The sequence below is a fragment of the Ketobacter sp. genome, assembly GCF_003671495.1.
GTDB lineage: Bacteria > Pseudomonadota > Gammaproteobacteria > Pseudomonadales > Ketobacteraceae > Ketobacter.
In genome coordinates this window covers 97,652-119,179 of record NZ_RCHN01000013.1, presented here as the reverse complement: position 1 = coordinate 119,179, position 21,528 = coordinate 97,652, and the positions used below count along the sequence as shown (strand labels likewise).

General features: G+C 60.3%; 17 protein-coding genes. 13 read left to right on the top strand and 4 right to left on the bottom strand.

The window, feature by feature from the left end:
• Positions 1 to 20: 20 nt before the first annotated feature.
• A complete protein-coding gene (locus tag D9N14_RS05410) occupies positions 21 to 1,160 on the bottom strand; it encodes a hypothetical protein (protein ID WP_290577758.1) in 1,140 nt (379 codons plus the stop codon).
• Between the two features lie 291 nt (positions 1,161 to 1,451).
• Between D9N14_RS05410 and D9N14_RS05405 the strand changes: the two genes are divergently transcribed.
• From D9N14_RS05405 to D9N14_RS05355, 11 genes are all read left to right on the top strand, one after another.
• The gene (locus tag D9N14_RS05405) at positions 1,452 to 2,183 is read left to right on the top strand and encodes an FKBP-type peptidyl-prolyl cis-trans isomerase (protein ID WP_290577756.1); all 732 of its coding nucleotides are present in this window, start codon (positions 1,452 to 1,454) and stop codon (positions 2,181 to 2,183) included.
• Between the two features lie 127 nt (positions 2,184 to 2,310).
• Positions 2,311 to 2,925, top strand: coding sequence for a NapC/NirT family cytochrome c (locus D9N14_RS05400; RefSeq protein WP_290577754.1), 615 nt, complete (start codon positions 2,311 to 2,313; stop codon positions 2,923 to 2,925).
• 99 nt (positions 2,926 to 3,024) lie between these two features.
• On the top strand, positions 3,025 to 4,617 hold the full coding sequence (locus D9N14_RS05395) for a cytochrome c3 family protein (protein ID WP_290577752.1): 1,593 nt from the start codon (positions 3,025 to 3,027) through the stop codon (positions 4,615 to 4,617).
• Between the two features lie 2 nt (positions 4,618 to 4,619).
• Complete coding sequence (locus D9N14_RS05390; RefSeq protein ID WP_290577750.1) at positions 4,620 to 5,531, top strand: DmsE family decaheme c-type cytochrome; 912 nt, start codon at positions 4,620 to 4,622, stop codon at positions 5,529 to 5,531.
• Between the two features lie 10 nt (positions 5,532 to 5,541).
• Positions 5,542 to 7,788 (top strand): MtrB/PioB family decaheme-associated outer membrane protein, encoded by a 2,247-nt coding sequence (locus D9N14_RS05385; protein ID WP_290577748.1) that lies wholly within the window; start codon positions 5,542 to 5,544, stop codon positions 7,786 to 7,788.
• Between the two features lie 20 nt (positions 7,789 to 7,808).
• A complete protein-coding gene (locus D9N14_RS05380) occupies positions 7,809 to 10,169 on the top strand; it encodes an OmcA/MtrC family decaheme c-type cytochrome (RefSeq protein ID WP_290577746.1) in 2,361 nt (786 codons plus the stop codon).
• 28 nt (positions 10,170 to 10,197) lie between these two features.
• Positions 10,198 to 12,474: an OmcA/MtrC family decaheme c-type cytochrome gene (locus tag D9N14_RS05375; protein WP_290577744.1), complete on the top strand. Its 2,277-nt coding sequence runs from the start codon at positions 10,198 to 10,200 to the stop codon at positions 12,472 to 12,474.
• 105 nt (positions 12,475 to 12,579) lie between these two features.
• Entirely contained in the window at positions 12,580 to 13,128 is a 549-nt protein-coding gene (locus D9N14_RS05370) for a hypothetical protein (RefSeq protein ID WP_290577742.1), read from the top strand.
• Positions 13,128 to 13,715, top strand: coding sequence for a penicillin-binding protein activator LpoB (locus D9N14_RS05365; RefSeq protein WP_290577740.1), 588 nt, complete (start codon positions 13,128 to 13,130; stop codon positions 13,713 to 13,715). Before D9N14_RS05370 ends, D9N14_RS05365 begins: the two co-directional genes overlap by 1 nt.
• 9 nt (positions 13,716 to 13,724) lie before the next feature.
• Complete coding sequence (locus tag D9N14_RS05360) at positions 13,725 to 15,026, top strand: hypothetical protein (protein WP_290577738.1); 1,302 nt, start codon at positions 13,725 to 13,727, stop codon at positions 15,024 to 15,026.
• Positions 15,013 to 16,044 carry an LPP20 family lipoprotein gene (locus D9N14_RS05355; RefSeq protein WP_290577736.1) on the top strand — a complete coding sequence of 344 codons (1,032 nt, stop codon included), beginning with the start codon at positions 15,013 to 15,015 and terminating at the stop codon, positions 16,042 to 16,044. Before D9N14_RS05360 ends, D9N14_RS05355 begins: the two co-directional genes overlap by 14 nt.
• 12 nt (positions 16,045 to 16,056) lie before the next feature.
• Here D9N14_RS05355 and D9N14_RS05350 read toward each other — a convergent pair whose 3' ends face one another.
• The gene (locus D9N14_RS05350) at positions 16,057 to 16,443 is read right to left on the bottom strand and encodes a hypothetical protein (protein WP_290577731.1); all 387 of its coding nucleotides are present in this window, start codon (positions 16,441 to 16,443) and stop codon (positions 16,057 to 16,059) included.
• 114 nt (positions 16,444 to 16,557) lie between these two features.
• On the opposite strand from D9N14_RS05350, the gene D9N14_RS05345 reads away from it, so the two are divergent.
• Positions 16,558 to 17,241, top strand: a complete 684-nt coding sequence (locus D9N14_RS05345; protein WP_290577726.1) for a DUF4124 domain-containing protein — start codon at positions 16,558 to 16,560, stop codon at positions 17,239 to 17,241.
• Here D9N14_RS05345 and D9N14_RS05340 read toward each other — a convergent pair.
• Together D9N14_RS05340 and D9N14_RS05335 are read right to left on the bottom strand one after the other, a co-directional pair.
• Positions 17,219 to 18,679, bottom strand: coding sequence for a hypothetical protein (locus D9N14_RS05340; RefSeq protein ID WP_290577724.1), 1,461 nt, complete (start codon positions 18,677 to 18,679; stop codon positions 17,219 to 17,221). The two genes, D9N14_RS05345 and D9N14_RS05340, sit on opposite strands and share 23 nt — an antisense overlap.
• Positions 18,663 to 20,090: a hypothetical protein gene (locus tag D9N14_RS05335; protein WP_290577722.1), complete on the bottom strand. Its 1,428-nt coding sequence runs from the start codon at positions 20,088 to 20,090 to the stop codon at positions 18,663 to 18,665. The genes D9N14_RS05340 and D9N14_RS05335 overlap by 17 nt, the downstream gene beginning before the upstream one ends.
• 206 nt (positions 20,091 to 20,296) lie before the next feature.
• On the opposite strand from D9N14_RS05335, the gene nhaD reads away from it, so the two are divergent.
• A complete protein-coding gene (nhaD, locus tag D9N14_RS05330; protein WP_290577720.1) occupies positions 20,297 to 21,526 on the top strand; it encodes a sodium:proton antiporter NhaD in 1,230 nt (409 codons plus the stop codon).
• Positions 21,527 to 21,528 lie beyond the last annotated feature (2 nt).

Sequence of the window (21,528 nt, the reverse complement as noted above, 5' to 3'; positions counted from 1 at the left end):
TGCATTAACGCTTAATAGAATTAGGCGTCTTTTTCCGGATTGAAAATGCTGCGATCCGGAGCCGTGGGTGCATCCACCGGCTTCAGTTCAAACGGCTTTTCTTCCGCTTTGGGTGGCTCCGGCTCAACCGGCTTGGGCGCCGGAGCGGCTACCGGTTTGGCGGCCATTGGCGCTGGCGCTTTGGGGGCCACCGGTTTGGGTGCTTCAGCCTTGGGGGCTTTGGGCGTGGCCGGTTTTGCCGCGGCGGGCTTGGCCGCTGCTGCAGGTTTAGGCGCAGTAGGCTTGGGTGCTGCTGCTTTGGGCGCTTCAACCTTCGGTGCGGCCGGGGCCTTGGGGGCTGCGGGTTTTTTCGCGGCCGCCTTTTTTACCGGTGCTGCTTTTTTTGCGGCGGCCGGTTTGGCGGGAGCCGCTTTCTTGGGGGCGGCCTTTTTTGGCGCTGCCTTCTTCGGAGCAACCGCTTTTTTCACCGGTGCCTTTTTGGCTGCAGCCTTCTTGGGAGCCACTGCTTTCTTGGCAGCGGTTTTCTTTACGGCGGCTTTCTTGGGGGCGGCTGCTTTTTTGACGGCCACTTTCTTGGCGGGTGCCTTTTTAGCGGACGTCTTCTTCACGGCCACTTTCTTGGTCGGTGCCTTTTTAGCAGCGGTTTTCTTCACTGCGGCCTTTTTGGCAGCGGCCTTTTTGGCTGCTACGGCCTTCTTCTTGGCCGCCGCTTTGGCCTTGGCTTCTGCTTTCTTCCTGGCAGCGGCCTCTTTCATGGCCAGCGCCTTGGCTTTGTCGGCGGCCTTCTTGGCTTCCGCCTTGGCTTCAGCGGCCAGTTGCTTGGTAACCGCAGCGACGGCTTTCTTCACTTTGGCCGCGCTGGCGGCTTCTTTCTTGGCTGCCGCCTGGGCCGCCTGAGCGTTGGCCAGCGTCACTTTGGTCTCGGCCAGTTTGGCTTTGGCCTTGTCCGCAGTTTTAGCGCTGGCTTTCTTCGCAGCAGCCTGCGCTTTCACCATGGCTTTCTTGGCAGCGATGACGGCTTTGGTGGATTGGTCCACGGCTTTTTTACGGGCCGCGTCCAGTTGAGCTTCCAGTTTTGTGATCTGGGCTGAGAGCTCAACCACCGGATCTTTTTTTGCTTTCGCGGCGCTTCGCTTCGCCGTGGTTTTTTTTGCTGCCATAATCAAAGTTCCTCAGCTGTGATTGGTGACGCAGTCGTTAGCAATTATACGGGTTGTCTAAACAATATCTACCTTTCATGTGATAGCACATAGCCCCTGGAACGCAAAATATTTCCGCCCTATGGTTCAGATGCAGGGGCTTTCTGTTACCATCGGGAGCGACCCCAAACGATAACAATACAATCCGGAGTGATCAGGGGGCGAAGTGATTGAGCTTTATGGGCCCTGGTGCCTGTTTTTTCGATACGCATTCCACCGCATCCCGGGTATTCATTGGAGACAGGAGAAAGCATGAAGAAATATATAATCGTGGCGACTGCCGTGGCTGCCCTGGTGGCCTGTAAAGGTGAAGCGGGCAGTGAGGGAGCCGCGGCCAAAAGCGAACCGGCGGTGGCACTGCAAACCGAAGATCAGAAGGCCAGCTACGCCATTGGTCTGAAATTTGGCGAGGGTATGGGTCGGGATCTGAAAGATGAGCTGGATGTGAAAGCGTTCTATCAAGGGTTCGATGATGGCTTCAGTGGTAACGAATCCAAGATGACCCAGGAGGAAATGGTGGCCGCCATGAATGCACTGCAGGCGCGTAAGATGCAGGAGCAGCAGGCAGCCCAGAGTAAGGCGCTGGAGGAGAACAAAGTGGCCGGAGACACGTTCCTGGAAGAGAACAAGAAGCGCGACGGCGTGATCGTGACCGAGAGTGGTCTGCAATATGAAGTGATCACCAAAGGTGACGGCGAAACTCCGGATGCCAACGATAAAGTGAATGTCCACTATCACGGCACGCTGCCGGATGGAACTGTTTTCGACAGCTCGGTGGAGCGGGGCGAACCCATCTCCTTCCCCGTGAATGGCGTCATCAAAGGCTGGACCGAAGCGCTGCAGCTGATGAAAGTGGGTGACAAGTGGAAGCTGTTCATTCCTTCCGACCTGGCCTACGGTGCCCGTGGTGCCGGCCCGAAAATCGGCCCCAACCAGGTGCTGGTGTTCGATGTTGAGCTGTTGGGCGTGGAAAAGGTGGAATAAACACAGCCTTTATATACACAGAAAAAGGGGCCCCTGAGCAAACGGGCCCCTTTTTTTTGACATCGGTCATATCCCGGGCATAAGTTAGCTTTAGTATTGGAGCAATGAGAGGGAGAGGGGGTGCCCGATGCTAGGCATGGTTCGACATTGGTGGGGGCTGTTGCGACGCCCGTCCACACGCTGGTCTGTACTGACCTTATTGGTGGTGGGCATTGTGCTGGGCAGTGTCGGGGTCGTGGGATTCAACCTGAGCCTGCATGCCACCAACACAGAGGCCTTTTGCACCAGTTGCCATGAAATGTATGCCCAGCCCTTCCAGACGGTGCAGCAGACCACTCACTACAATAACGCCTCCGGGGTCCGCCCCACCTGTTCCGATTGCCACGTTCCCCACGAATTTGTCCCCAAGATGATCCGCAAGATTGAAGCCGCCCGGGAAGTCTGGGGCAGCATCACCGGTATGATTGATACCCCTGAAAAGTACATGGCGCACCTGGAGCAGATGAAGGCGCGGGAGATTGCCCGCATGCGCAGTAATGACTCTGCCGGCTGCCGCAGTTGTCACGATGTGGCGCGGATGGATTTCAGCGCGCAGGGGGAGAAGGCCCGTTTCTATCACAGCGCCATGGCGGAACAGGGCAAGACCTGCATTGATTGCCACCAGGGAATTGCCCACCAGTATCCGGGCACTGTGCCGGCGAGTGGGCAGGAACCCCTGGCCGAGGTGGCCGCGGAGCACTGATTCAGCGGCGGGCCGTAAGCCGGTGGTCACAACGTCACCGGCACATTGCACATCGAATAGGCGCGCATGCGCACAGGGTATAAAAAGGGAGAGGGGATTATGGCTGCAAGTGGGAAGCGTTGGCTCTTGCTGATGCTGTTGATCGGTCTGCCGTTGGCCACCTGGGCGGCACCCAAGACCGGTGATGCGGTATCCGGGGACTCATCGAATGGGAGTGCGCTGTGCTCCAGCTGTCACCAGCTGGGTGAGGATTCTCCGGTTCATGCCATGCTGAACAGTGTTCACGGCAAACCGTCACCGGATTCTCCCATGGGGCAGAAGGGCTGTGCCCAGTGCCATGGCCCCAGCCAGCAGCATGCCCAATCCCCCACCCGCAATAAACCGGAGGTGAGTTTTGGCCCCACCTGGAGCGACTCTGTGGCCCAGCAGAATCAGGTGTGCCAGGCCTGCCACGAGAGCAATGCCACCCGCCACTGGAGCAGTGGCCTGCATGCCCGGGAAAACCTGAGCTGCGTCACCTGTCATAACCTGCATACCGAAGCCACTGCCATGACGGCCGCGCAGCAGACGGCCACCTGCACCCAGTGTCATCGTCCACAACGGGATGGCATTCATCATCTTGGCCAGGCCAAGGCGCAGCACAAGTCCAAAGGCGCCGTGCAGGAGGTGGCCTGTTCCAGTTGTCACAACCCCCATGATAATCCCAAGCCGGTGGTGACCCTGCTGGCCAATCGCTCGGAAGGCTGCCGTAGCTGCCATGATCTGAAAGCCATGCAGTCCAGTGCCAATGTGTCAGAGAAGGCCAAAACCTACCATAAAGCCATGGCGAGCCTGGACCGGACCTGCATTGACTGCCATCGGTCGGTGGCCCATGTTGCTCTGGATCAGATAGAGCCACCCCAGGTGGACGCCCCGGACCTGATCACCCTGTTTGCCCCGGGAACGGCGAACTTTGACTGGATCCGGACCGATCACCCGGGGGCGCAGCCTTTCCGGCAGGGTCGAAACTGCGCCCAGTGTCACGCTGGTGAGCAGGCTGCCATGGGCAAAACCCTGGCGCCCAACCGCACTCAATCCAGTATCGGTGCACGCCTGACCCTGGCGCTGGTGAAGAATCAACTGCAGGTCACCGTGCGCTGGCGTGGCACCCCACAGGACAACAGTGTGGCACTGATGCTGGACGATGGCAGTGATGAACAGTTCCAGCGGGCCGGGTGTTGGGCCGCCTGCCACAATGATCTGCCGGGGCAGGACAAGAACCGTGGCAAGGCCATCACCAAATACCTGGGAGCGTCGCTCAAGCAGCAGCGCAGTGTCGGGCGTTACGCGGTGTACCACGATGACGCCACATTGGAAGCCATGCTGGAACAGGGGCACTATGTGGAGCTGTGGCGGGCCCGCCTGCAGAACGGCAAACTGGCCCAGACCCAGACTTACCATGTGTTGTCGGCCCGGGCGGCGGACGCGCAAGCCATCGTACAGGCCAGCGCCGACTATCAGGATGGCCAGTGGACGGTGGTGTTCCGCAAACCCCTGAACGGACCTGGAAAAGCCATCCGTCCCGGACAGGAATACACCTTCGGCATTGCCATCCATGGTGCCGGCGAGGAAAAGTCCGGTCACTGGGTCTCACTGCCGATGACCTTCGGCCTGCAGATGGATGATGTGGACTTTCCGGTGCAGGGGCGATAGGCATGACCCTGAGGCCCTTCAGCACGGTTATGAAAGCTCTGGCGGAAATATTCCTGTTGAGTTGGTTGTTGCTGAGCCCGATGGCCTGGGCCCAGGATCAGGCCATCGCGGATCAGGCCTGCCTGCAGTGCCACACGGTGCAGGTGAGCCCCGCGGTGCACGGTATTTTTGCCAATCACCACGGTGCCGGTAAAGCCGGTAACAGTGGCTTCTGCAGTCAATGCCATGGTGGCAGTGCAGCCCATCGTGGAGACCCCCTCAAGCACCCCCCGGACATCCGCTTTGGTGAGCAGGCATCGGCCCCGCATCAACAGAATGAAGTGTGCCTTGATTGCCATAAAGGACAGCAACGCATGGCCTGGTCAGGCAGTGCCCACGAGCAGGAACAGCTTGCCTGTGCCAGTTGCCACAGTCTGCACCCGGTGCAGGACCCGGTGCTGGCGGCAGGGCAGCAGGCCGATCGTTGCTTTGATTGCCATCGCAGTGTACAGGCAAAAACTCAGTTGCCCTCCACCCATCCCACGGCGGCGGGCCAGATGCAGTGCAGCGACTGCCACAATCCCCACGGCAGTCCCACCCCCGCCAGCCTCACCGGAGTGACCCTGAATGACACCTGCTTTGGTTGCCATGCGGAAAAGCGCGGGCCATTCCTGTTTGAGCACGCCCCGGCGGCAGAGGACTGCGGGCTGTGCCACGATCCCCATGGCTCGATCAATCGTGACCTGCTGACCAATCGAACCCCGTTCCTGTGTCAGCAGTGTCATTCCGCGGCGTTTCACCCCAGCCAGTTGCTGGACGGCAGTGGTTTGCCCGCTGGCAGCGCCAACATGAATCTGTTGGGGGGGAATTGCCTGAATTGCCATTCCCAGGTCCACGGCAGCAATCATCCGTCCGGTGGACGGCTGACACGGTGAGGAGGCAGACATGCGCCCTTGGCTGATCGCCAGCTTATGTTTCAGTTCGCCCCTGGCCCTGGCGGAAGCGGACCCGTTCGCGTTCTTGCTGGAGGAGCCGTTACCCCAGGCCACCTTCGAGGCTTTGGAGTACGACGGTTACGTGGCGCCGTCATTCTGGTATGTGAGTTCCGACAATCAGCAGTTTGGCCGTTATAACGGCATGGACGAGGCCGGTGGATACTTCAATCTGGATCTGGATTACCAGCGTTGGGATGACACCGAAGGGGACCGCTACTTCGGATTCTCCGGTCGCGATCTGGGGCTCAAAACCCGCCAATTCAACCTGTTCCTGGGGCAGAGCGGCGATTACCGGTTCGAGTTTGATTTCCAGCAACTGTATCAGTATAACGGCCTGGCCTATTCGCCCTTTGCCGGGGGCGATGGTGCGGCACTGCACTTGCCTGCAAACTGGGTGGCCGGGCCGGACACCGGCAGTATGAGTGCCCTCCAGCCCACCGATAACCTGCAACTGGACAAGCAACGGGATCGCTTCCATTTTCTGTTCCGCAAACGGTTCGATGAAATGTGGTCCTTTGAAACCGCGTTCCGCAACGAGCAAAAAACCGGCCGCCAGACCATGGGTGCGGCCTTCTACCTGGATGCGTCCAATCCGCATGCTGCGCTGTTGCCCCAGGATCTGGATTACACCACGCGGGAATTGGATCTGGCGGCGTACCTGACTGCAGAGCAGGGCAACCTGGCCTTCCGTTACCTGTATTCCCATTTCGAAAACGGGGATCGTGGATTGCAGTGGCAGAACCCCTATGGGGCCGTGTTCGGGCCGGCGGTGGACTATCCGGCCGGTGATGGCCAGATGGCGCTGGCGCCGGATAATCAGATGCATCAGTGGCAGGTGTCCGGCAACTATCGGTTCTCGGAGCAATGGCTCGCCCAGGGCAGCGCGTCGTACAGTCTGGCGCTGCAGGATGATGACTTTCTGCCTTACACCGTCAACGATGCCTTGCAGGTTCCGGTGGCGCTGCCCCGGGACAGTCTGGAGGGTGAGGTGCATACCACAACCTTGCAGGCCATGGTGCGTTACCTGATGACGGCGCGCTTCACATTGCAGGGTGAATATCGGTACGAGGATCGCGACAACCAAACGCCCCGGGACGGCTACCTTTATGTCCGTGGCGACAGCGGGGATCAACCGGCCAGCGAATACACCCTTTATAACCGCCCCACCAGCCATACCCGCAACACCTTTTCCCTGGAGGGACAGTATCGCTTTCCCAACCGGACCCGCATGACCCTGGGTTATGAATTCGAGCAGGTGGATCGTTATAACGCGGCGGTGGAAACCACCCAGGAAGACCGCTTCATGCTCAAGGTGAGAAACGGGGGCGCGCGGGGACTGGGGCTGGGCTTCAGCCTGGCCTACCATGATCGTGCCGCTGACACCTATCACTGGGATCAATCCTACTATTCCCTGCTGGATGCGGAGTTGATCAACCAGACCCCCGCCAGCCAGCGTTACATCAATCATCCGCTGCTCAGTCAATACTACCTGGCCAATCGCCAGCGCACTGAAGCCAGGCTCAATATGGCGTTGGGTGGTTTCCAGCAGTGGCAATACAACCTGGACCTTATGTGGCGGGATGACGATTACGATGCCACCGAGCTGGGGTTGGAATGGGAGGAACATTCCAATCTGACGTTATCCACCACCTATCTGCACTCCGCCGCGTTTTCGTTCACTGGCTACTATGCGTTCGACTATCTGCAGTTACAGCAGCGGGGTCGGGCCTTCCGTGGCGGCCAGGAGAAAAACGCGTTCGTGACCATCCCACCTTACCCCCAGGCCAGTGATCCGGAGCGGGACTGGAGCGCATCGCCCACGGATACCGTTCACTCGCTGGGCGCCACCGCCCAATGGCAGGTGCAAAAGGACGTACTGGCGCTGGCGTTGGATTATCGCTTCAGCTACGGCAGCGGCGAGCACAGTTTGTTTGATGCCGGCGGCACCGGCATGAGCAGTGAAGACCTGCCCACCCTTCGCACCCGCCAGCATCACCTGATCCTGAAAGGGGATTACCAGGTGAACCGGGATCTGAGGCTGGGACTGAATTATCAGTATTTCCGTTTCCAGGAAGACAACTGGGCGGTGGACGATCTGCAGGTGGATACACTGGATAAAGTGTTGTGGACCGGCATCGCATCCGCCAATGAATCCGTCAATGCCGTGGGTGTCACGGTGCACTACAACCTGCCATGAGCAAGGGCGAGGTGAAGGTTATGGGATGGCCAGCAAGCAAAACAGACAACCCGGGGCTGCTGCCGTGGGCGATAATCCTGCTCCTGCTGTTCGGGCTGGCGGCCTGTGGCGGCGGTGGGGGGGATCGTGCCTCCGGAGTCACCAGTGGGCCCACGGAGCCGGGGCAGCCGGTGGACCCGCCGGCGCCGGTGGTACCGGCGGATAGCGTGTCGGCCGCGGACCTGGAGGCCGACGACCTGGTACTGGCTACCTTGCATTCCATCAGCGTGAACTCGCCACCGGTGCTGGAATTTTCCCTCACTGCAAATCAGGTGCAGACGGTGGCCGGGCTCACCAGCGCCGAGGTGCGCTTCAGCCTGGCCCGGTTGGCGTCGAATACCGGCAGTGCCGTGGGCCAGCAGTGGGTGTCTTACATTGAACGCAATGAAGACCCGGTGTGCCGCAGTGCCGGGGACGTCAGTAACAGCCAGAACCAGTGCACCACCTTCACCGCAGAAACCGACCCCGACAATATCCTGGCGTCGGATCTGAAAGTCAGTGATCCCCTGGCCCAGGGCAAGGTGGCGTTGGCCCAGGCCACCACCGAAAACAATGGCACCCTGACCGCGCTGGCGGAGGGGGTGTGGCGTTATGAATTCAGCACTGACATCGGTGATCCCGGTGCCCGCTCGGAAGTGCATCGCGCCTGCATCCAGTTTTCCCTCAATGCACCGGTGGACAATCTCTGTGTGGACTTTGTGCCGGCCCTGCTGGCGGACAGCAGCACGGCGGCGCTGGGGAGTTCACTGTCGCCGCTGTTTTACGACACCCAAAGTGCCCGCCGCATTGCCACCGAGGCCACCTGCAATTCCTGTCACGATCAGCTGGCCATCCACGGTGGCGGCCGCACCCAGCTGGATTACTGTGTGACCTGCCATAACCCGGGCACGTCAGACGCCAACAGCGGCAACGTGCTGGACCTGGCCACCATGGTGCACAAGATCCACAACGGGCGCCACCTGCCCGGCGGGGCGTACACCATTTGGGGTTACCGCAATTCCGCCCATGATTACAGTGGCACCACCTATCCCCAGTCGATGCTGAACTGCACCCGTTGCCATGCCGGGGCGGAAGACGTGGCCTTTGCCGAAGCCCAGGGGTTGCCGACGCCGGAGGCGGAACTCACAGCCGACGGGCACAGCTGGGTGAGCAATCCCACCCTGGCGGTGTGTGAGTCCTGTCACGAAGGGTTGTTGGCGGGCACCAAACTGAACGGGGACCCCATTGGCTACAACCACGGCAGCTTTACCCAGGGCACCAATTGCGCCGGCTGTCACGCCGAATCCGGGGATCCGGCCAACCCGGGCGGTCTGCAGGCCGATCAGGCCCATCGGGATCTGCTGCAGGAAGCAGGCCGCAGCCTGACGTTGAATATTGAAAACGTAACCCAGGTGAGTGCCGGTGAAACGCCCCTGGTGGACATCAGCGTGCGGGATGCGGATGGCCTGGCCCTGGATCTGAAAGACAGTGCAGTGTTCTGTGACAGTGCCGTATTGGATGTGCGCATTCCCTGGGATGGGGCGACGGAATTCCTCAATGAAAACGACAGCGCGGTGGGCGCGTCTTCCCCCCGCATCCGTCAGGCGGTAGCCCCGGCTGCCCTGCTGGCCCTGGGGGATAATGTGTTCCGCATCGATACGGCCACCTTCAGCAATACCGCGGTCATTCCCACGGGTATCAGCAGTTTTGCGGTGATGATTGATGTCCGTTATCCGGGGGCTGATGGCAGTGGTGCCGAATGCGCAGGAGACACGGTTTATCTGGACAGCGTGGTGCAGTTCGTGGCCACGGCCGGTGGTGCGGCCACGGCACGCCGGGACATTGTGGAGGTGGCGCGCTGCAACCAGTGCCACGGTCGCTACATCAGCGATTCCCATCCCACCCGGGGCGTGAACAATCCGCTGGTGTGCACGGCCTGCCACAACCCGAACCGGGGTACCACTGCCAGTAGCCACGACCTGAGTGTCACCGTGCACGCGGTGCATGCCGGGGGCTTCCGCGAGACTCCCTTCAAAGGCACCTGGGACAGTGAGCGCCTGCAGTACCCCGGTGATCTGAGTGATTGTGAACGTTGTCATACAGAGGACAGCTACGGACTGCCCCTGCCCCTGGTGCGCGCGGCAGTGCTCGCCGACAACAGCAGCGGAACCTATACCACTCCGGTGGCGGCGGTGTGCAGCTCCTGCCACGATTCCGCCTTGGCCCGGGCTCATATGGAAAGTCAGGGGGCAGCCCAATTCAATGTGGTGACACGGCCGGATATGAACACTAACCCCGAAACCTGCTCGGTCTGTCATGGCGCTGGCGCCAGTGCGGATGTGGAAGCGGTGCACAGTCGATGAGGGGGCGGTCAATGAAGGGGTGCGCTCAATGAAGGGTAACATCATGACATTACCGGCGCCGCGGTGGTTAAACTGTCTTTCCGGGCGGTTCCTCACCCTCACCCTGGCCCTGATCCTGGCTGCCTGTGGCGGTGGGGGCGGCTCGTCCGGTTCCAGCAGCAGCCGTGCCCCGGACAACAGCGGGTTGACCTTGCCCAACACCGGCTCCCCGGTGCTCTATGCCCAAAGTCCGACGCTGTTACCGATCATCAGCCGCGCCCGTCTGGGCAACGGAGGTGTACTGGTGGTGGATTTCCAGCTCACCGATGAGGATTACAATGCAATCCTGGATCTGACCGCTGCGGACTTCAGGCTCAGTGTGGCGAAATTACAGGGCAATCCCATTGGCAATCTCACCGGCCACTGGCAATCCTATATCAACCGCATTGAACAGCCCGGCGTGGGGCCTGGCCTGGAAGCTCGCCTGCAGGCCACGGCGGAGCGCGCCACCAGTGGCAGCTTCACCAATAATGGGGACGGCACCTATCGATATGTGACGGCCGCCAGCCTGACGCAGCCCCCCGCTGATGTGCAGGCACAGGCGGCGCGGCAAGGGTTGAGCCTGGTGTTTGAGGCAGCGCGAACCCATCGGGTGGCGCTGCAGTTCGATAACGGCCGGGTGCCCGCCAATCCCTATTTTGACTGGGTTCCCGCCACCGGCAAGAGCACGGACATTTTGCACTACCGAGTGGTGGCCACAGAGAACTGCAATAGTTGCCACAGTTCGCTGGCGTTCCATGGTGGAGGGCGCACCGAGGTGGAATATTGCGTCACCTGTCATAACCCCGGCAGCTCCGACGCCAACAGCGGGCACAGTGTGGATTTCAAAGTCATGATCCACAAAATTCATCGGGGCGCCGATCTGCCCTCGGTGCAGGCGGGGGGCAGTTACACCCTCTATGGCTTTGGCGATACCCCACACGATTACTCGGCCGTGCGCTTTCCCAGGGACATCCGGGATTGTCACCTCTGCCACGCCGGCTCGGCCACCGGCGCTGCCGGCCAGACCCTCACCCACCAGGGGGACAACTGGAACGAATACGCCGGTCAGGACACCTGCGGCGCCTGTCATGATGACCTGGATTTCAGTCAGCATTATGGTGGGCAGGATAACGACGACAACTGCATGAGTTGTCACTCGGTGTCTGGTGTGGCGGGCAGCATCGCCAGCGTGCATGTGGATCCGGTGCAACAGGCCAGGGCCGCCTTCGAGGGGCGAATCCTGGCGGTGGAAAACACTGGCCAGGGGGAGTTTCCTACGGTGCGTTTTGCCGTGGTGAATCCGTTGCAGGGGGATGCGCCCTACCATATCCAGACCGATCCGCCGTTCACCCAGAGCGGCGCCAGTCTCAGCCTGAAACTGGCCTGGTCAACCACCGACTACACCAATACCGGCAGTGGCAGCGGAGTGGCCAGCACCCTGTCTGTGAACGGGCTCAGCAGTGCGGTGGCCAATGGTGACGGCAGCTTCAGCGTGACCTTTGGCAGTGCCATTCCGGATGGCAGCCTGGCGCCCAATGTAGCGGCCTCCGGCAGTGGCTCGGTGGTGCTGGAGGGCCGCATGGCGGTGGATATTGGCAGCGCCGGCAGCCCGGATATCCAGCGTGTGCCGCTTACCAACGTGGTGAAAGCGTTTGCCATCACCGACAGCAGTCCCGCCGCCCGCCGCCAGGTGGTGGCGCTGGACAATTGCCTGGCCTGTCACGGCAGCTTGTCGCTCCATGGTGATAACCGTACCGACAGCATCGACAGTTGCGTGACCTGTCACAACCCCAGGAACACCGACCGGGTGCGGCGCACGGCGCCCCCATACAGCGATGGCAAGACAGAAGAGTCCATTGACTTCAAGACCATGATCCACGCCATCCATGGGGCGGGATTCCGTGCCCGCCCATTGGTGGTGGTGGGGTTTGGTGGTACCGAACACGTTTATGACGAGAGCAGCGTGCACTTCCCCGGGGAACTTAATAACTGTAACGCCTGTCATGTGAATAACAGCTATGAATTACCGTTGCATGCCAGCGTGCTGGCCACCAGCGTCGATTCCGGCGCGGATCTGGCGGATCGCAGTGATGACACCCTGGTGTCCCCCCAGGCAGCGGTGTGTGCCTCCTGCCATGATGATGCGGTTGCCCAGAGCCACATGGAAAGCAATGGTGCCGACTTTGCCACCAGCGAGGCCGACCTGGGTTCGGTGCTGGAGCAGTGTGAGCTGTGCCACGGTGACGGTCGCACCTATAGCGTGAAGTCGGTCCACGGTTTGTGATATTTGTCCGCTTTTATGCAACTTGTTCGATTAGCGCGACGTAATCCATTAAGCTTGAACAGGTATTAGAATCATAATAACGACTTTGATTAAGGAGTAATCACCATGGTGCGCGCATGCCGCGGTTTGTCCGCTCTGTTGCTGGTTTCGATTCTGGCTGCCTGCAGCAGCTCCCCCACCATTGAAAGTGACCTCGGGATCAGTGGCGCCCCGGACTGGGTCAACGAAGGCACCCAGGCCGTGGACAATGACGACGGTCGCTTTGTTTTCGGCGTGGCCTTTGCACCACCCCTGAATGACGAATCCCTGCAGACCTCCACGGCGGATACCCGGGCCCGGGCCGAGGTGGCACGTATGGTGTCCACCTACATTGATCATACCCTGGATGATTACGCCGCCAGCACCGGTGACACCGCCACCAGCAGCATCCAGCAGACCCTGAGCAGCAGCACCCAGACGGTGCTGAACGGCGCCAAGATCAAGGGCCGCTGGAAGGACAAGAACTCCGGCAACATTTACTCCTTTGCCGAAATGGACATGAAAGCGCTGGATGATGCCATCACCACCGCCGGCAAACTGTCCCAGAATTTCAAGCAGTACTATCAGCAAAAAGCCAACGCCAACTTTGACCGATTCATGAAGGAAACCGAATAATGAAGCATTGGATTCTCCTCTGTGCCGCCCTGTTCCTTGCCGCCTGTGCCACTTCGGTGGAGCGGGTTGCACCGGACAGCACCATCGACCTGAGTGGCGCCTGGAACGACACCGATTCCCGCCTGGTGGCGGAGGAAATGATCCAGGATGCCTTGTCCCGTCCCTGGATTGGTGAGTTCGCCGGTCGCACCGGCAAGCGGCCGGTGGTGATCGTGGGCACCGTGCGTAACCTGAGTCACGAGCACATCAACGTGAAAACCTTTGTGGCGGACATGGAACGGGCCCTGATCAATTCCGGCCGGGTGGATTTTGTAGCCTCCCGCGACGACCGCGGCGAAGTTCGTGATGAACGCATGGACCAGGATCTGAACGCACGGGAGGATACCCGCAACGCAGCCGGCCAGGAGCTGGGGGCTGATTTCATGATGCAGGGCCAGATCAATACCATCATCGACGTGGAAGGCAAGGAACAGGTGCGGTATTACCAGGTGGACCTGACCCTGATCAGCATGGCGGATAACCGCAAAGTCTGGCTGGGTCAGAAGAAAATCAAGAAATACGTGAAGAACGCCAAATTGCGTTACTGATCACCGTCGATGATGTTGCAATCTCTGGCGCTGACACTGCTGTGCAGCGCCGTTTTGGTTTTGCAGGGATGCAGTGCCTGGCAGGTGAACCAGGCGGCGGCCTCCCTTGCGGTGGCAGGCCCCCAGGCGACATTGGATCGCCTGCAGACCCTGGTGCCGGCGGACCGGGATCTGGCCCAGTACAGGTTGAACACCGGGGTACTGAAACTGTACCTGGGGGATTGGCAGGGCAGTCGCCAGGACCTGAACGAGGCCAAATCCATCCTGCAGTTTGCGCAGGCCGTGAGCGTTACCGAGAACCTGGCGGCGCTGACGGCCAACGAAACCCTGCGCACTTACAACGGCACGCCCACCGATCAGGTGTTAGTGCATGTAATGCTGGCCCTGGGGTATCTGCTGGAGGGTGATCTGGACGGCGCCCGGGTGGAAATGTTGCAGGCCAATGTCACCATGCAGCAATTGGCCAAGGAAGACAGCACCGCCGGGCAACTGGCGAGCGCCCGCTTTATGGCTGGGCTGATCTACGAATTGAACGGGGAACGGGACGATGCCCTGATCAGTTATCGCCGCTGTTACAGCATTCTGCGTGACCGCGGCGAGCCCATTCCGCAGGCACTGCAAACCAGCCTGCTGAACCTCACCCGCCGGCAGGGTTTCCAGCAGGAGTACCAGCAGTTCAGCCAGCAATTCGGACGCGAAGCACAATTGCCCGCTGCCGACGAAGGGGAATGGTTCCTGGTGTATCTGGATGGGGTGGTGAGCAGCAAGACCGAGACCCGCATTTCGGTGTTTGATGCGGAGGTGGACACCATGGTGAGCGTGGTCATGCCACACTATCGCAATTCTACCTATCTGCCCCGGGAGCTGACCCTGGCGGGAGAGGTGCAACGCCAGCGCAGCAACATTCTGGAGAACCTGGAAGTGCGGGCGCGGGAGGATCTGGAGGCAGAACGGGCCAAGATTCTGGCGGCGGCCACCGTGCGCGCGGTGGCCAAGTACAAAATGGTGCAGGAAGCCCAGAGCAAGAATGATTTTTCCGGGATATTGATGAACATTGCCACTGTGGTGTCGGAGCAGGCGGATGTGCGCAGTTGGAACATGCTGCCCGCCAGTATCCAGGTGGCCCGCATCACCACCTCACTGCAGGGCCCGGTGCAGGTACTGGAAAAGGGGCAGGCGCTGCCGCCCCTGGCGGAATTCAGCCGTCGCGGTCGCGCTGTGGTGCTGGCCAGCAGTCTGACGGATCAGGTCTATGTCTGGCCCGCGTTACCGGAGCCCCCAGAATCAGGAGAAACCCATGCTGCGCAATGATAAAACCACCCGCCCCGTTTCCAGCCAGCCACGCGCGCTCAGGGCTGTAGCCTGCGGCCTGGCGCTGCCCTTACTGTGGCTGCTGGCGAGCTGCAGCAGTACCGGCGGCAAACCGCAATGGATCGATCAACCGGAATCCGCTTATCCCGCCGCCACCCACCTCACGGCGGTGGGATCGGCCGATGACCGCAACACGGCGGCAGACCGGGCCACGGCCAATCTGGCCAAGATTTTTGAAGTGGCGGTGCAGGATTCCAGTATGGATTTCAGCAGTGCCACCGTGAGCGCGGCCCAGGGTCAGCCGGTGGTCAGCAACCAGCACGAGATCACCCGTACCGTGACCACCGAGGCCCGCCAGGTGTTGAGCGGCGCCCAGGTGGTGGAATCGTGGCAGACGGAGCAGGGCCGGGTTTATGCCCTGGCGATACTGGCCAAGCAGCCGGCCGCCACCCGTTTTCAGCACAGTATTCAGTCGTTGGACCGGGAAGTGCGGGATCTGATCAACTACGCCAGTGAACAGGCGCAGAGTCCGCTGGCGGCTCTCAATGCCCTGAAACGCGCCCGCCTGGCGCAGATCCAGCGGGATCAGGCCAATCAGAATCTGATGATCGTGGCCGACGGCCGCGGCCTGCAGGGCCAGTATGATACTGCGGCGGTGGAAACCCTGATTCGCAATGCCCTGACGTCGCTCCGGGTCCAGGTCAGTGCCGAAGACGACTCCCTGCGGGCGGAGATCGAACAGGCCCTGGCCACCCTGGGGGTGCCGTTGGCGGAACAGTCCAATCTGCAGTTGCAGGGCAGCCTGGACGTAGCGCCGGTGGAGCAGAAGCAGGGCTGGTTCTGGTTGCGCGGTTCCTATGAACTGGTATTCCGGGATGGCAACCAGGTGTTGGGTAAGCAGCGCTGGCCGGTGAAGGTGTCCTCCACGGAAGCCAATCTGTTGCCCCAGCGCTTGCGGGATGAAATCAACAGCAAGTTGCCCGGCTACGTGTTTGAGCTGTTGTCCAGCGAGGGGTAAACCTGGCCCCCGTCAATGGGCCGTTTCCACCACCGTCAGCCGGCACTGGTATTTGTATTCATCGATGTCCGACTGAATCGTGTAGCGGGTGTCGGGCCGGGTGATGAGCGTCAGCGTGCCCGGCTCGGTGAAATCGTCTTCGTCAAAGCTGAGCACACCCCGCAAGCGCCAGTAGCAATGGCCGCTGATCCGGTGTTCCCCCGGTGCCACCAACAGGTATTGATCGCGGCTCAGGGGGCCTGCCGGCGCGCCATCCAGGGCCTCCATCACAAAGCCTTTGTAGAGCGTACCACCCTGATACGGCTCGGCGTGGTTGGTGGTAAACCCCAGCACAATCAACGACTGGCCCTGGAGCGCTTCCGGCAGCGGCGGCCGGGTGCTGCAGCCTGTCACTCCCATTGCCACCAGTCCAATCGACACCATCCTAATCAACACTACGGCCAGGCGGTTTTGAACTAGACTTGGGGTCATATTGGGTTTTTTTCAGTTGGCTGGTTTTGGGGTAGGGTTAGCATGAGTCTGCGTTTCATCCTGTGTATCTGTTTGTTTCTATTGGCATCTTTCCAGGCCCAGGCGGGCAAGTTCTATAAAATTGTCGACGAAGAGGGTAATGTCACTTACAGCCAGTTTCCTCCTCCGCCCCAGCCGGCGCAAGAGCAACAGGGGGTAAAAGTGGATGAGATGAGCGTTAGTGGTGAAAGCGCGTCCCAGGTGCGCAGTGTAGGCAACAAGCAGTATTGTGGTGAGATCATGCTGCCCTCCCTCAACCCGAAGGAACCGGAGGGCTATCTGGAACTGCCGGATCTGCGCCAGGCCTGGCAGAGTGAAATGGAAGGCGATACAGACCTGAACAATGTGCGCTTTCGCATGTACATGGGGCGCTACAACCTGTCCCGTGATCCCTCTGAAGCCGGGCAGCGCAAACGTGATCTGCAGTGTGCCATTCAATGGGTGGACAAGCAGAACGGGGAGGTGGAAAAGGTCCGCTCCTCATTGCAGGAAGAAGCCAACCAGCTGAACCAGCAGATTGCCCGCCTCAAGGCCAAGCGCGACAAGCAATGCGGCAGTGAGCCCTATCGGGACCCCAACCAGCCCGGCACCGAAGTGCTGTGGCAACGCTGGCGAGATTGCTACTACCAGTTCCAGGATGAACTCTACGACCTGGAATACAAGGTCAGCGAGATTCCGGGGCGCTAGGCGGCTGTAACGGCAGCGCCTTGCTGCCGTCATGGGCCACCCAGGCGTGACGGGTGGCGCTGCTCACCAGAATACCGTGTTCAAACCAGCGTAATTCGAACGCGGGAAACTCGAACTCCCGCTGGTCCACCTGTTCCCAGGGTTCTTTGCCAGAGCGGCGGCGATAGATAATCAAACCGGCGCTGCGGTCCGCCACCCACAGGGTGTTGTCCTTGATCACCGCATCCATCACAAAATCCATGGCGGAAATGGCTTCGGTTTCCATCCAACGGAAATCGGAGGTGCGTTGCTTGATGGACAGCCCGTCCCGCCCATTGGCAATGAGCAGGTACGGTTCCTCCCGATACATGCTGCTGGCAAAGCCGGTGAAACTGAAGCTGAAAGCGTGCACCAGGGTGCCGTTGTTCTTGATGCCATAAATGTCGAGTTTGCTGCGGTTGGACCAGTCGGAGGGGTAGCGGCTCAACAGGTGCAGTTTGCCCTCCGCCACTTTCAGGCTGGCCAGATCCCGCCCGGACATGCGCAGCTTGGTGTTGTGGATGATGCGGATGTTGGGCGGGTAGCAGACATCCCCCACAAACAGTTGATTCTCCGGTGTGATCCATAGCAGTTGCTGGCCGACGCTGTAAATGCGGGTGCCGGGTTTGATCCAGACACTGCTCTTTTGCAATGCAACCGGCTGCTTGCGGGTGTCGGCGTAGTGAATGTAGTTGCCCTTGGCGATGAACAGCACACTGCCGATGCGGGCGGCGATGGCCGTGGGGTTGGCCAGCTCGATGGGGATGTAGTCTTCCAGCACCGGTGTGGCGCTGAAATCCCAGATCCCGATGCCGTGGTCGTGGATCAGCAGCTCCCTCGGGGCGGAAACCTCGCAGGGCTTGATGGGCTCGGGTTCCGGAGCCGGGGGCGGTGGTGGCAGCTTGATGTCCAGTTTCGCCGGTTGCGGCTGCCCGCGTTTGGGTCTGGGCTTGCCCTGCAAGGCGGCGGCCTGTTCCAACGTGAGGGTTTCGGTGGTGCGCTGGCAACCCTGGAACAGGTTTTCCTGCAGGAATTCACTCAGGTCGGGGGAGCGGCAGAACCAGCTGAACTGATTATTGGAGTTCATTTCTGGCGTCAGGAACAGCTGGCTGCGGGCGCCGGTGTGGTCCAGGATGCGCAGGTACAGACGCTCGTCTTTCATGACCACGGCCGCTTCGATGGCGCCGAAGCGGGCCGCTTCCGGGGCCGGCAGTCGGGCTTCGGTATTGCTGCGCGGAAAGTGGCCCTGGCTTTGAAAGGCGATGATGTATTCCTGACGCATCTTGTTGAGGCCGCCCAAGATGTCCGCCGCCTGTTCAAGACCTTCCTGGTAGCGACTGTAGGCCATCACAAACCACACCAGCAGCAGAATCAGGATAACGGCAGCGCCAATTTGAATGGGTTTAGCGATGGAGTGCAACGGGGGTCACCTTGTTATCCTGCCATTGGTACAGGGCGCTGGTGCCGTCCTTGAAGCGCACGCCCACGTAACTGTGATCAAATTCCTGCAATTGAATGGCGGCGCCGTCGGTGGTCAGCACCTGGGTTTCCACCAGGCTGTCTTCGGTCAAACGATAGACGCGCAGCCCCGCCAGGCGATCCGCCACCAGCAAGTGCTGCTCATGCAGCAGCAGGTCGCTGGCAAAATCCATGGTGGCCACCCGCTTCAGCAGCCGGGGAATGGTGGGATCAAACACATCCACCAGGGCGATGCCGTGACTGCCGTTGGCCACGAAGGCCCGACGTCCGGAGAGGGCGATGCCCCCGCCCTGGCCTTCCAGTTTGAGAAAGCCCAGCGGGCGGTTGGAACGCAGGCTTACCACCTGCAGCGCGGCGCTGGCATCGGTGCGTTGTGCCTCCTGGGCAGTGAGATATACCAGGCCGTTGTCCAAGATAAAATCCCGGATCTGGTTGTAGGCACCCAGCTCCAGCAGATAGTTGTCGCGGATTTTGGGCTGGGGTGGGCACAGGTCGATGCGGGTGATGCCGATGCCGGAATCCGCCAGCAACAATTCACCCTGGCGCCGGAAGCGATGGGGCTGCAGCAGATTCACCCGCGAGCTGATTCCGGCAGGGCGGTCGGCGTCAAATTGCGCCAGGCGGCTGCCTTGGTACAGGTACAGCTTACCCCGCACCGCCCAGTAGGCGGTGGCCGGGCTGCCTTCTGGCCGCGGCAACTGGTATTGCAGTTCAGGCTGTGGGGACAGCGTCCAGTATGACAGCTGGTCTGCGGTGATGTGCAGGAAGTCGTCCGCCGCCGTTTGCAGGGGCGAGCAATCCACGGTTTCCACTTGAGTGGGGGTGATCTGGCGCTGGGCGGCGGTGACCTGCTCCAGATAGGTATCGGCGGATCGGGCTATGGCTTCCTGGCGGGCGAAATGTTCCCGGTCGAACGGTGCATCGCTGTCGGCGCAGGGCGTCAACAGGGCCTCCCGCAGTGCCTCCGTCAGGTTATAACTGGTGCACTGCCACTTGAGGCGGTATTTGCCGTCGGTTTCGGGGGTGAATACCAGCTCCACGTTGCGCTCTTTGTTTTCCGCTGTGAACACCGCGTAAAGAATGCCCCCCGGCAATACCTCCACCTGTTTCAGCAGCGCGGCACGCCGACCGAACTGCAGCGGGTCCGGCTGGCGCAGCTCCAGGTTGCTGCCCGGCAGTTGCTGGTGATCGTAGTAGTAGCGGTCAATTAATTGTTTGACGTGGGCCACCGTCGATACGGCGTCGTACACTGAACCCAGCGCGCCTACCGACACGGTGTTGTAGTGACAGCGCCCCACAAACACCACTAACAGGACGGTGAGGATAACGGCGGACGAAACAAAGCGCAGCATCGTTCTGGTTGGACCCCTGGGCTGACAAGAATGGATAACCTATTGAATTCTTGAGTATAGTGTAAAAATCTTGGGGATGAGTCCTTTCCTCCCTGCAGCCAGGGCACAAGCATTCGCAAAAGGACACCGGCGCCGGCTCGATTCGCGGGCTGGCTTGGTATAGAATCCGCGCAGTCTCCACCTCTCCACTCTATCAGGAATATGCCATGTCAGCTGTCTTGCTTGTCCTGGTGGCCCTGGGATTTCTTTCCATCGTCATCGAAGATATCGTCCATATTGATAAAGCCAAAACCACCCTGTTTTTCGGGTCGTTGGTTTGGGTGCTGTTTTTCATTGCGCCGCCGGGGCATCTGGAGACCCCGGAGCTGATGGCGGCGCTGAACGAAAACCTGCTGGATATCGCCACCCTGTGGCTGTTCCTGATGGCGGCCATGACCTTTGTGGCCTACCTGTCCAGCAAGGGCCTGATTGACGGCATCGTCAACCGCCTGTTGCCGGCCCAACTGGGTGAACGTTCGTTGATGATGATCACCGGCCTGTTCGCCTTCGTATTCTCGTCCATGGCGGACAACGTGACCTGTACCCTGGTGTGCATCACCGTGTTGCTGAGCCTGAAGCTGCCCCGCGACAAGTTGATGCGTTACGTGGTGCTGGTGGTGTTTGCCACCAACGCCGGTGGTGCCGCCCTCATCACCGGTGATGTGACTACCTTGATGATCTTCCTGGCCGGTAAAGTGGCCATTCCCCATTTGCTGTTGCTGGTGTTGCCGGCGATGTCCGCCGTGTTGCTGTTGGCGTGGATGCTGTCCCTGCCGTTGAAGTCCGAACTGCATTTCGAAAAACAGGAGGCCCCGTTCAATCGCGGCGACCTGTTAATCGGCGGATTGTTCTTCCTCACCATTGTGTCCACCATCGGCGGCAATGTGGCGTTCGGCATTCCGCCGGTGCTGTCGTTCCTGTTCGGCCTGTCCCTGATGTTTATGGTGGTGCAGTTTATGAACCGCGACGAGCCCATCCTGGATTATGTGCGCCGCATTGAATTCGACACCCTGTTGTTCTTCCTCGGGGTGCTGCTGTTGGTGGGCATGCTCAAGGAGCTGGGTGTGCTGGCCTATTTCCCTGACCTGTACCAATACCTGCCGGCCATGGCGGCCAATTTTGTGGTGGGGTTGTTGTCGGCATTGTTTGACAACGTCCCGCTGACGGCGGCGCTGTTGAAATCCGGTATCAGCATGAGCGTGCGCGAATGGTTGACCCTCACCTACGCGGTCGGTGTGGGTGGTTCCCTGCTGGCCATCGGCTCGGCGGCGGGGGTGGTGGCCATGAGCAAAGTGGAGGGCCTGACCTTTGGCACGTACCTGCGCTATTCAGGCTATCTGCTGGTGGCCTACAGTGTGGGATTTGCCGGAGTGGTGGCGGTGGGCAGCCTGCTGTAGCG